A 12,768-nucleotide genomic window follows, 5' to 3' on the forward strand; every position below is an offset into this window, starting at 1 on the left:
GCCACCGGCGCGGCGGCGGCGCGCAAGGGGTGCGTCGGGGGCGCGTGCCGGGTCCTCCGCGGGGGCCACCGGTGCGAAGCAGCGCATTCCGCAATGCTGTTGACAGTGCGGGGAGGCCACCGCACGATGCATCGCGGCGTGAGGGTGTTTGACCACTGTTCAAGCCCGCCTTGTCGGCGGCGGGTCGCCCGGCCGATGTGCGCGAGACGCAGCACCCCCGTTCCGGCATGCCTCCGCTCCCCCGTTCCACCCGTTCCCCGTTCTTCCGCCCTGTACTGCGCCATGTCACACAGCACTCGAAGAGGAGCGCCCGTGATCCCCCAGCCCCCGCAGTCAGCCGCCACCCGCGACCTCGTCGTAGCGGTCACCCCCTTCGAGGAGCCGCACCCGCGGATCGTGGCCGCCGCCGAGCGTGCCGGGGCCCTCGGACTGCTCGATCTCGGCCGGGACCCGGACGCCGCACGGCGCGCGTTCGCGGAGCTGACCCGCCGGCTCGGCGGCGACGCCTCCCGGCGGTACGGAGTGCGGGTGCCCGTCGGCTGCCGCGTCCAGCCCGGGGAGCTGCCCGCCGCGGTGGACACGGTGCTGCTCGCGGATCCGGCGTACCACTCCCCGGCGGAGGTGTCCGCATGGGCCGCGGCGGCCGGACGCCCGCGGGTCTGGGCCGAGGTCACCGACCCGGAGGAGGCGGCGCGGGCCGTGGCCGCGGGGGCCGGCGGACTCGTGGCCAAGGGGCACGAGGCCGGTGGCCGGGTGGGCGGGACCACCACGTTCGTACTGCTCCAGCAGCTGCTCGGGGATCCGGGCGTCACCGTGCCCGTACGGGCCCTCGGCGGCATCGGCCCGCACACGGCGGCCGCGGCCGTCGCGGGCGGAGCCGCCGGGGTGCTGCTCGACGTACAACTCGCCCTGACCGCCGAGGGGGAGGCCGGGCTGCCTGCGGAGGTCTGCTCGGCGCTGAGCGCGATGGACGGCTCCGAGACCCGGCTGGAGCGCGGCCACCGGGTGTTCACGCGGCCCGACCTGCCCCGACCCGAGGGGCCCGTGGCCGCGCTCCTCGGGGCCCGGGACCTGAGGGCGCAACTGCTGCCCGTGGGACAGGACGGGGCCTCGGCGGCCCGGCTGGCCGCGCGGTACCGGACCACCGGGGGCGTGCTCCAGGCCGTACGGGCCGCGATCTCCGCACACCTGGCGGCGGCCGCGCGGGCCCGCCCGCTCGCCCGGCCGCTGTCCGTCGCGCAGGGCCCGATGACCCGGGTCAGCGACCGGGCGGCCTTCGCCGGGGCCGTGGCCGACGCGGGCGGGATCCCCTACCTGGCGCTCGCGGTGATGGAGGGCCCTGACGTACGCGAGCTGCTGGCCGAGAGCACCGAGCGGCTCGGGGAACTCCCCTGGGGCGTCGGCCTGCTCGGCTTCGCCCCGCCGGAGCTGCGGCGCGAGCAGTTGGCCGCCGTGGCCGAGGCCCGGCCCCCGTACGCGATCATCGCCGGAGGCACTCCGGCGCAGGCCGCGCCCCTGGAGGCGGCTGGGATCCGGACCCACCTCCACGTGCCGTCGCCGGGGCTGCTGGAGCGGTATCTCGCCGAGGGGGCGCGGCGGTTCGTCTTCGAGGGGCTGGAGTGCGGGGGCCACGTAGGGCCCCGGGCGTCGTTCCCGCTGTGGGAGGAGCAGATCGAGCGACTGCTGTCCTGCCCGGAACCGGAGGCGCTGGACGTGCTGTTCGCGGGCGGCGTCCACGACGAGCGCTCCGCGGCGATGGTGGCGGCGGCCGCGGCGCCGCTGGCGGAGCGGGGCGCACGGGTGGGCGTGCTGATGGGTACGGCGTACCTGTTCACGGAGGAGGCGGTGGCGGCGGGCGCGGTCGTGCCGGGCTTCCAGCGGGCGGCGCTGGACTGCGACCGTACGGTGCTGCTGCACACCGCCCCCGGCCACGCGACGCGCTGCGCGGCCACCCCGTACGCCGACGCCTTCGAGGCGGCGCGCCGCCGCCTCACGGAGAGCGGCACCGAGCCGCGCCGGATCTGGGAGGAACTGGAGTCCCTCAACCTGGGCCGCCTCCGCCTGGCCAGCAAGGGCCTGCGACGTTCCCCTGCCGGTTCCCCTGCTGGGGGCTCGGCGGCTTCACCTGCGGCGGGCTCGGCCGGAACGGGCAGGGACCGGGTGGGGGGCGATTCAGCCCCTCCGGCGTTTGAGGAGCGGGGTCCGGGGCGGAGCCCCGGCGGCGCAGCCGCGCCCAGTGACCACGCCGCCGGGCTCACGGCACCCGAGCGGGCGGCCCCGGCCGAGGACGAGGTCCGGACAGGCGGGACGAACGCCCGGGGCCGGGCGGTCCGGGGAAGCGGCCTCGGGCAGGGCACACCCGAAGCCCGGGAACCCGCGCCGGGAGGCGACCGGCTGGAGGGCGTGACCGAGGAGGTGCAGTACGCCGAAGGGCTGTTCATGCTCGGGCAGGCCGCCGCCCTGCGGGCCGGGACCACCACCGTGGCCGCGCTGCACGCGCAGGTGACCGAGGGGGCCACGGAGCTGCTGGCCCGCCGGGCCCAGGACTTCGCCACCCCCGCCGAGCCGCTGCCGGCAGGCGACCCGCTCGACGTCGCCATCGTCGGCATGGCCTGCGCCTACCCCGGCGCCCCCGACCTCGCCGCCTACTGGGCCATGGTGCTCGCCGGGACGGACGCCGTGACCGAGGTGCCGGCCGAGCGCTGGGACCCGGAGCTCTACTACGACCCCGACCCGGCCCGGGCCGGCGAGCGCACCCCGTCCCGCTGGGGCGGCTTCCTCGGCCCGGTGCCCTTCGACGCCCTCGCGCACGGCATACCGCCCGCCTCCCTCACCGGGATCGAGCCCGTACAGCTGCTGGCCCTGGAGATCTCCGCGCGGGCCCTCGCGGACGCCGGGTACGGCAAGGGCCGGGAGTTCGACCGTTCCCGGACCTCGGTGGTGTTCGGGGCGGAGGCCGGCACCGAGCTGGCCGGCGCGTACGGGCTGCGCGCCCTGCACCCCGCCTACCTCGGGGAGCTGCCGCCCGCGCTGGACGAGCAGTTGCCCCGCCTCACCGAGGACTCCTTCCCCGGGATCCTCGCCAACGTGATCGCCGGCCGGGTCGCCAACCGGCTCGACCTCGGCGGCGCGAACTGCACGGTCGACGCCGCCTGCGCCTCCTCGCTCGCCGCGCTCGACCTCGCCTGCCGCCAACTGCGCGACGGGGATTCCGACATGGTGCTGTGCGGGGGTGCCGACGTGCACAACGGCATCAACGACTACCTGATGTTCGCCTCCGTCCGCGCGCTCTCCCCCGGCGGCCGCTGCCGGCCCTTCGACTCGGCCGCCGACGGGATCGCCCTCGGCGAGGGCGTCGGCGCGCTCGTCCTGAAGCGGCTCGCGGACGCCGAGCGGGACGGCGACCGGGTGTACGCCGTGATCAAGGCGGTCGGCGCCTCCAGCGACGGCCGGTCGCTCGGCCTGACCGCCCCCCGCCCCGAGGGCCAGCGGCGGGCTCTGGAACGGGCCTACGCACGCGCCGGGGTCACCCCGGGCCAGGTGGGCCTGGTCGAGGCGCACGGGACCGGCACCGTGGTCGGCGACAGCACCGAACTGGCCGTGCTGAGCGAGGTGTTCACCGCTGCCGGGGCGGACGCCGGGTCCTGCGCGCTGGGCTCCGTCAAATCGCAGCTCGGGCACACCAAGTGCGCGGCGGGCCTGGCCGGGCTGATCAAGGCGGCCCGGGCGGTCCACGCGGGCGTGCGCCCGCCGACCCTGCACATCGACGCCCCGAACCCGGCCTGGGAGGCGGCGAGCAGCCCCTTCTTCTTCGACGACGAGGCCCGGCCCTGGGCGGAGCCCCCGGAGCGGCGCGTGGCCGGCGTGAGCGCGTTCGGTTTCGGCGGTACCAACTTCCACGCGGTGCTGGCCGGTTACGCGGGCACCGAGGAGCCCCGGCACGGGCTGGAGGAGTGGCCCGCCGAGGTGTTCCTCTTCCGCGGGGAGGACCGCCGGGCGGCGGGCCGGTCGATGGCGCGGCTCGCGGCCCGCCTGGAGGAGAACGACGCGGCCGGGCGTCCGTGGGCGCTGCGCGACCTCGCGGCGGAGGTCGCCGCCGACGCGGGGCCGGTCCACGTGGCGGTCGTCGCCACGGGCCCGGACGAGCTCGCCGCCCGGCTGGAGCAGGCCCGCGCGTTCGCTCCGGGCGCGGGGGTCCACGTACGGGAGGAGTCGGCGCGGCCGGGGCGGGTGGCGTTCCTGTTCCCCGGGCAGGGCAGTCAACGGCCAGGGATGCTAGGCGAGTTGTTCATGGCCTTCCCGGGGCTGCGCGGGCTGTTGGACGAAGGGCCGGAGCCGGTGGTCTCGGCGATGTTCCCGCCGGCGGCGTTCACCGCCGAGGAGCGGGCGGCTCGGCGGGCGGCGGTCACGGACACCCGGGTGGCCCAGCCGGCCCTCGGGCTGGCGGGGGCGGCCGCGCACCTGCTGCTCGGCGAGCTCGGCGTCCGGCCGGACTGCGTGGCCGGGCACTCGTACGGGGAGCTCGCCGCGCTGTGGGCGGCCGGGGCGTACGACACGCAGAGCCTGCTGCGGCTCAGCACCCGGCGGGCCGAGGCGATCCTGGCGGCGGCCGGTGCGGATCCGGGGTCGATGGCGGCGGTGTCGGCGGCGCCGGAGGAGGTACGGGAGATCGCCGAGCGCGCCGGATGCGTGGTGGCGAACCACAACGCGCCCCGGCAGTGCGTGATCTCGGGCCCGACGGAGGCCGTCGACGCGGCCGTGTCGGCGCTGGGCGGGGCGGGGCTGTCGGCCCGACTCCTTCCCGTGGCCTGCGCGTTCCACAGCCGGGTGGTGGCGGGGGCGGAGGAAGCCCTCGCGACCGAGCTGGCGGCGACGGCGGTGTCCGGGTTGGACGTCGAGGTGTGGTCGAACGCGACGGCCGCGCCCTACCCGGCTTCCGCCGATGGGGTACGGGGCCTCCTCGCGAGCCAACTCGGCCTGCCGGTGCGGTTCGTGGAGCAGGTGGAGGCGATGTACGACTCCGGTGTCCGGACCTTCGTGGAAGCGGGCCCCGGCCGGGTGTTGTCGGGGCTGGTCGCCCGCGTCCTGGGCGACCGCCCGCACACGGTGGTCCCGCTGGACGTGCCCGGCGAGCACGGGCTGCTCCGGCTGGTCACGGCACTGGCGGAACTCGCGGCGGCGGGCGTGGAGATCACCCCCGCCGCCCTGTTCCGGGGCCGCACCTCCCCGCTCCCGGACCGCGCCCCGCGCCGCCCGGGCTGGCTGGTGGACGGCCACCTGGTCCGCACGGCCGACGGCACTCCCGTCAGAGGTGGCCTCCAACCGGCCCGCCGGGTCCCTCCGGGGGGCACGGGGCTCCAGGACGCGACCCGGACCACCGACCCGTGGGCGCCCCCGGCCACCACTCCTGGTTCACCCCCGGCCGCAGGCTCGTGGACACCGACCACCACCGGTCCGGGCACGGGCCACGCTTCCGACCCGGGCGTGGCGACGGAGGCGGCTCCCGCCGCCGAGCGGCGCGAGGAGGCCGTCCTCGCGTACCTGCGCGCTTCCCGCGAACTGGTGCAGGCACAGCGGGACGTCCTGCTCGGCTACCTGGGCGCGGTGCCGGCCCAGGCGGGGTCGTACGCGTGGGGCCCGGGTGGCGTGGCCCCCGGCGCACCCGTACTGGACGACCGGTGGGGCGGGCCGGGCGCGGCCACGGCCGGAGCCGCACAGGGCGGGGCGGCACAGGGCGGGTGGCTCCCGGCGGCGAACGGCGCGGCGGTCGCGACCGGACCCTGGCCCGACGGAGCGGCAGGAGCCGACCGGGGCACCGTCCCGGTCGGCGGCACGGCAACCGCGCCCGGAGGGGCGCCCGGTGCGGGCCGGGGTGCCCTCGCGCCCGACGACACCGACCTGGCCGGCGGTGGCGGCGACCGGACCGCCGAGGCGGTCATGGACGTCGTACTCGAAATCGTGCACGCCCGGACCGGATACCCCAGGGACATGCTCGACCCCGAGCTGGACCTGGAGGCCGACCTCTCGATCGACTCCATCAAACGCGTCGAGATCATCGGCGCCCTCGCCGACCGCGTCGGGCTCCCGCAGGGCGCCGGCGGGACCGCCGAGGACGCGGTCGAGGAGCTGTCCCGGATCAAGACCCTGCGCGGGATCGTGGACTGGGTCGTCTCCCACGCGGGCGAGCCCGGGGAGGCATCGGCAGGGGTGACGGGCGCCGGGCCGGAGCCCGGTGCCGCGCCCGCACCCGGCGGCCCCGCACCCGCGCCCCTCGCCCGGCTCGTCGTCACCGCCGTGCCCGTGGCCCCCGCCGACGGACGGCCCGCGGAACTGCGCGGCCTGCGCGTCGGGGTCGTCGAGGACGGGCAGGGCATCGCGCCGGCCCTCGGCACGGCCCTGGCCGCGCACGGCGCGCTGGTGACCGTGCTCCCCGAGGCGGAGGAAGGCGGCGCGGCCGTGCCCGCGTTCGACGGGGTCGTCGACCTGTCCGCGCTGCGGCCCGGGGCCGAACCCGTACTGCCCGCGGCCTTCCCCGGGCTGCGGCAGGCCCTGACCGGCGGCGTCCGGCGGCTGCTCCTCGTCACCGCGCCCGGCACCCCCGGCGCCGGCCTGCACGGCTTCGCGCGCAGCGCGGCCCTGGAGTACCCCGGCACACTGGTCCGCGCGGTGGAGGTCCAGCCCAAGGAGGACCCCGACCGCATCGCCGCACAGCTCGTGGACGAGCTGACCGGCGCGGACGACGCGAACGGACCGGACGGCGGCGACGCGCGCGCCTCGGTCGGCTACACCGCCGAGGGCGTACGGGTGGCCCGCCTCCCGGTGCCGGCCCGGCTCACCGAAGGGGACGGGGAGCCGCCACTCGGCCCCGGCTCCGTCGTCCTGCTCACCGGCGGCGCCCGCGGGATCACCGCCCGGACCGCCCTTTCCCTGGCCCGCGCCACCGGCTGCCACGTCGAGTTGATCGGCCGCACCCCCGCACCGGACCCCGCCGGGGACGCGTTCGGTCAGGCCCACGACCGGGTCGCCCTGCGCGCCGCGCTGATCGCCACCGGGCTCCGCAAACCGGCCGAGATCGAGGCGGCCGCCTCCCGGATCCTCGCCGAGCGCGAGGTACGGGCCACCCTCGCCGGACTCGCCGGCGTGGCGGCCTCCGTCCGCTACCACTGCGCGGACGTCACCGACGCGGCCGCCGTGCGGGCCGTGGTGGACGACGTACGCGCCCGGCACGGCCGGCTCGACGGGATCGTGCACGGCGCCGGGATCCTGCGGGACGCCCTGCTGCGCGACAAGCGACCGGCCGACTTCGACGAGGTGTTCACCACCAAGGTGGCCGGTGCCCGCCACCTCGCCACGGCTGCCGCCGAGCACGGTTCGACGCCCCCGCCCCGCTTCCTCGCCCTGTTCGGCAGCGTCGCCGGCGTGTACGGGAACCGCGGCCAGTGCGACTACGCGGCGGCCAACGACGCCCTCGACGGTCTCGCGCACACCTGGGCGGAGTCCTTCCCCGGCCGGGTACTGGCCGTCGACTGGGGTCCCTGGGCCTCGGACGCCGGCGGGATGGTCACCCCGGAGCTGGAGCGCGCCTACGAACGGCGCGGGATCCCGCTGATCGCGCCCGAGGCGGGCACCGCCGCGTTCCTCGCCGAGCTCGCGCACGGCACCGAGGTACAGGTCGTCCTGATGGCCGACGCGGAAGGGGAGGGCGACGGCGATGAGTGAGCGGGAACCACGCCGCGGACCGCGCCCGACCGACGCCGCGATCGTCGGGATGGGGGCCGTCTTCCCCGGGGCCGGCGACCTGGGCGCCTATCGTCGCAACCTCCTCGCCGGTACGGACTCCATCGGCGAAGTCCCGCCCGGGCGCTGGGATCCGGAGGTGTACTACGACCCGGACGGCGCGTCCGGGCCCGTCTCCGGCGACCGGTTCTACTGTCGGCGCGGCGGCTTCGTCGACGGACTCGCCGCCTTCGACCCGACCCGGTTCGGGATCATGCCCGCCGCGGTGGAGGGTGCCGAGCCGGACCAGATGCTGGCCCTGCACGCGACGGCCGAGGCCATCGCCGACGCGGGCGGCGAGGACCGGCTGCCGGCCGACCGCTCCCGGATCGGGGTGGTGCTGGGGCGGGGTGGTTTCATGGGGGTGGCCACCGCACGTCTGGACCAACGGGTGCGCACCGCCCACCAGTTGGCCCAGACGTTGCGGGAGCTGGCGCCGGAGCTGGGCGAGCGGCGGATCGCGCAAGTGCGGTCGGCGTTCCAGGAGGCGCTGGGCCCGGAACGGCCGGAGGCCTCGATCGGGCTGGTGCCGAGCTTCACCGCCGCCCGCACCGCGAACCGGCTGGACTTCCGGGGGCCCGCCTACACCCTGGACGCGGCCTGCGCCTCCTCGCTGCTGGCCGTGGACCAGGCGGTCGGGCTGCTGGCGGCCGGGCGGTGCGACGCGGTGGTCGCGGGCGCCGTGCACCACTGCCACATCGCCACGCTGTGGAGCGTGTTCACGCAACTGCGGGCGCTCAGCCCGAGCGAGCGGATCCGACCCTTCGACCGGCGGGCGGACGGAACCCTGCTGTCCGAGGGCACGGGGGTGGTGCTGCTGAAGCGGCTGGCGGACGCGGAACGCGACGGCGACCGGGTGTACGCGGTGATCCGCGGCACCGGCGTGGCCGGGGACGGCCGGGCGGCGAGCCTGATGAGTCCGCTCGTCGCCGGTCAGGTACGGGCGCTGGAGCGGGCCTGGCGCGAAGCCGGTCTGGATCCGCGGGCGCCGGGCGCGCTGGGGCTGCTGGAAGCCCACGGCACGGGCACCCCGGTCGGCGATTCGGCCGAACTGGACACTCTGGCGCGGGTGTTCGGCCCGCCCGAGCCGGAGGCCGGGGGGCGCGGGATCGGCTTCGGGTCGGTGAAGTCGAACCTGGGGCACACCATGCAGGCCTCCGGCATGGCCGGACTCATCAAGGCGGCCCTCGCCGTGCACGAGGGGGTGCTGCCGCCGACCCTGCATCTGGAGGAGCCGCACGCGGACCTCGTACGGACCCGGATGCGGCCGGTGGCGACGGCCGAGCCGTGGGAGCGCGGGCCGGCGCCGCGCCGCGCCGGGGTCAACGCGTTCGGATTCGGCGGGATCAACGCCCACGTGGTGCTGGAGGAGGCTCCGGCGGCGGCCCGCCCGACGGCTCCGGTGCGGCGGTTCCTGCCGCTGGGGCCCGCGGCCGCGCCGGTGGGGCCGCCGGCCCGCGCCCGGGAGGACGTACTCCTGCTGGCCGCCGAGGACCCTGCGGAGCTGTCCGCGCTGCTGGCCGCCGGGACCCCGGAATCCGGGGGCTCCGGGCCCTGCCGACTGGCGGTGGTCGGGCCGACACCACAGCGGCTCGCGCTGGCCGCGAAGGCGGTGGCGCGCGGCCGGGCCTGGCGCGGCAGGGGGGACGTGTGGTTCGCGCCGGAGCCGCTGGGCGGCCGGACGGCCTTCCTGTTCCCGGGCCTGGAGCCGGAGTTCGCGCCCGTGGTGGACGACGTGGCGGAGCGGCTGGGGGCCGCGCGGCCCCCGCTCACCCGGGGTTCCACGCTCATCGAACGGGCCCTGGACGCGATCGCGACGGGCCGGTTCTTCGCCGGGCTGATGCCGGGGCTCGGCATCGAGGCCGACGTACTGGCCGGACACAGCCTGGGCGAGTGGGCGGCGATGGTGGCCGCCGGCATGTACCCGAAGGAGGCGGCCGACACCTTCCTCGGCTCGCTGCGGCCGGGGGACCTGCTGGTCCCGGACCTCGTGTACGCGGCGCTGGGGTGCGGTGCGCGGCGGGCGGAGGCGGCGTTGCACGGGCTGGACCGGGTGGTGGTGAGCCACGACAACTGTCCCCACCAGTCGGTGGTCTGCGGCGATCCGGAGCAGGTGGCCACCGTCGTGGCCCGGTTGCGCGGGGACGGGGTGCTCGGTCAGGAACTGCCGTTCCGTTCGGGCTTCCACACGCCGATGTGGGAGCCGTACCTGGGGCAGGTCCGGGCCGCGTTCGGGCGGTTGCCGCTGACGTCCGGGACACTGCCCGTCTGGTCGGCGACGACCTGCGCCCCCTTCCCCTCCGACCCGCGCGAGGTACGGGAGTTGGTGGTCCGCCACCTGCTGGAGCCGGTCCGGTTCCGTGAGCTGACCCTGCGGCTGTACGAGGAACAGGGCGTGCGGTCCTTCGTGACGCTGGGCCCCGGAAGCCTGCCGGGCTTCGTCGAGGACACCCTGCGCGACCGCCCCCACCTGTCGGTGTCCGTCTCCTCCCCCCGACTCGGCGGCCTGGCGGCCCTGCGCCGCGCGTGCGCCGCGCTGTGGGCCGAGGGGCACACCCCGCGCTGGGACCGCCTGTCCCCTGCGGGCGGCACGGCCGTCGGCCTCCCTGACACGCACGCGGGGTCCCTTCGTCGCGCCGACGACCCCGGTGCGGGGCCCGGCTCGGGCCCGGGTTCGAGCCGCGGCTCGGGCCCGGGTTCGGGCACGGGCACGGGCACGGGTGCGCCGGGCTCCGGGAACGGGACCCGCCGGGACCGCCGCGTGCGTCTGGACCTCGGATCGCCGCTGGTGCGGCTCGGGGAGGGAGCGCGGGCGGCACTCGGCGGGTTCCTGTCACCGGCCGCGCCCCGCGTGCCGGCGGAGCCGACCGGACCCCGGCCGGTGCTGCTGTCCGCCCTGGACGCCGTACTCGCCGACACCGGCACCGCCGCCCGGAGCGTCACCGAGGCCTGGGCGACCCTGGCGGGGCCGGATCTCCACGGTCCCCACGGTTGGGGAAGGTCCACGGGGAAATCACGCCTCCGCCTCTCCCTCGCCGCGCTGCCCTACGTACGGGACCACTGCGTCTACCTCCAGCCCGACGGCTGGCCCGAGGACTCCGACCGGTTCCCCGTCGTGCCCATGACGACCATGCTCGAACTGGCCGCCGACGCCGCCCGCCGCCACGCTCCGCCCGGCCTCGCCGTCGTCGGGTACGAGGACGTACGGGCCCTGCGCTGGCTCGTCGTCGAGCCGGCCGTGGACGTCGAGGTCACCGTCCGGGACGCCGGGCCCGGTCGGCTGCGCGTCACCCTCGGGGAGTACGCGAGCGTGGTCGTACTGCTCGGCGCGCGGTACGAGCGGCCGCCCGCGCCCGACCCGACGCCCCTGCGCGACCCGCGTCCGGCCCCCGTCAGCGCCGAGGCGCTGTACCGGGACCGGTGGATGTTCCACGGCCCGCGGTTCGCCGCCGTGCACGAGGTGCGGGCCGTCGGCGAGGACGGCGTCCACGGGGTGTTGCGGGCCCTGCCCGATCCGGGTGCGCTCCTCGACGCGGCCGGGCAACTGTTCGGCCACTGGATGCAGTTGCGGCTGCCGGTGGACCGTCTCGTCTTCCCCGCGACCGTGGACAGGATCCACTTCCACGGACCCCCGCCGGCCGGGCGGGAGCTCGTCGCCGCGACGGCCCGCATCCGCGAGGTCCGCGACATCAGCGTGCGCGGCGACCTCGAACTGCGCCGCGCCGACGCCGACGGCCGTGCCACCGGCCCGGTGTGGGCGCGGATCGAGGGGTGGACGTACCGCCGCTTCGGCGCGGACGAGCGGGTCTGGCCGATGAAGTTCACCCCCGAGGTGTGCGGCATCGGCGAGCCCCGGCCCGAGGGCTGGTGCCTGGCCCGGCGGCGCTGGACCGACCCCGCTTCACAGGAACTGGTGATGCGCCGCTACCTCGGAGCCGCGGAACGGGCGCTCTACGAGGGGTTGTCACCCCGCGCGAAGGCGCCGTGGCTGCTGGGCCGGATAGCGGCCAAGGACGCCCTGCGCGGCCTGCTGTGGGACGCCGGGGCGGGGCCGGTGTTCCCCGTGGAGGTCCCGATCGGCAACGACGCGGCGGGCCGCCCGCTCGCGCTCGGGCCGTTGACCGGCGGCTACCGACTGTCGATCGCCCACAAGGACCGGATCGCGGTCGCCCTCGCCCATCCGTCCCGGCCGGTCGGCATCGACGTGGAACCGGTGACCGCCGACCCGGACGCGTTGGTGCGCATCGCCCTCGGCCCGGACGAAATCCGCCTGGCGGAGCGGCTGGCCGCCGTCGACGGCACCGGCCTGCCGGCCGCTCTGACCACCCTGTGGTGCGCGAAGGAGGCCGCGGCCAAGGCGGAGGGAAGCGGCCTCGGCGGCCGGCCCCGCGCATGGCGGGTGACGGCCGAGGATCCCGGGAACCCCGATCCCGGCGCCCTGCTGGTGCACTCGCCCGGCGGCCGGCCGTACCCGGTCCGCGCCACCCTGCTCGACCTCGCGCCCCCGGGCCACGTCGTCGCCTGGACCGCCGACGCGGCGGGCCCTGCGGACCCGGCTGCCCCGTCCACCGTCCCCTTCCAGCTCACGGAGACCCGTCATGGCACCTGACATCCTCGCCGAGATCACCTCCATGCTCGTGGAGATCGTCGGCGACGAGTACCTGCTCGCGGAGGAGGTCACGATGGAGACGACCTTCAACCAGGATCTCGCGCTGGAGAGCGTCGAGTTCGTCGCCCTCGCCGAGTTGCTGCACCACCGCTACGGCGCCGACGTGGACCTGATGGGGTTCCTGGCGGAGAAGGACATGGACGCCATCCTGGCGATGTCCGTCGGTGAACTGGTCACGCACATCGGCCGGATCACCCACGCCTCCCTGTCACGGACCGCGACGGCCAACCCGGCCGGTCCCGCCCGGCGGCCCGCCTCGGCCAGTCCGGCCGTCTCCGCCGCCCAGGCCGTCCCGGCCGCACCGGCATCGGCCGGCTGAGCCC

General features: G+C 77.0%; 3 protein-coding genes. All 3 read left to right on the forward strand.

Annotated features, from left to right (window positions below):
* Positions 1 to 312: 312 nt before the first annotated feature.
* From ACFYYJ_RS09825 to ACFYYJ_RS09835, 3 genes are read left to right on the forward strand one after another with little or no spacing between them, the layout of a single operon-like run.
* A complete protein-coding gene (locus ACFYYJ_RS09825) occupies positions 313 to 7,719 on the forward strand; it encodes an SDR family NAD(P)-dependent oxidoreductase (RefSeq protein WP_389130591.1) in 7,407 nt (2,468 codons plus the stop codon).
* Positions 7,712 to 12,385, forward strand: coding sequence for a beta-ketoacyl synthase N-terminal-like domain-containing protein (locus tag ACFYYJ_RS09830; RefSeq protein ID WP_389130594.1), 4,674 nt, complete (start codon positions 7,712 to 7,714; stop codon positions 12,383 to 12,385). The genes ACFYYJ_RS09825 and ACFYYJ_RS09830 overlap by 8 nt, the downstream gene beginning before the upstream one ends.
* Complete coding sequence (locus ACFYYJ_RS09835) at positions 12,375 to 12,764, forward strand: acyl carrier protein (RefSeq protein WP_389130597.1); 390 nt, start codon at positions 12,375 to 12,377, stop codon at positions 12,762 to 12,764. Before ACFYYJ_RS09830 ends, ACFYYJ_RS09835 begins: the two co-directional genes overlap by 11 nt.
* Positions 12,765 to 12,768 lie beyond the last annotated feature (4 nt).

The sequence above is a fragment of the Streptomyces sp. NPDC002467 genome (genome assembly GCF_042889825.1).
In the GTDB taxonomy this organism is placed as follows: Bacteria; Actinomycetota; Actinomycetes; order Streptomycetales; family Streptomycetaceae; genus Streptomyces.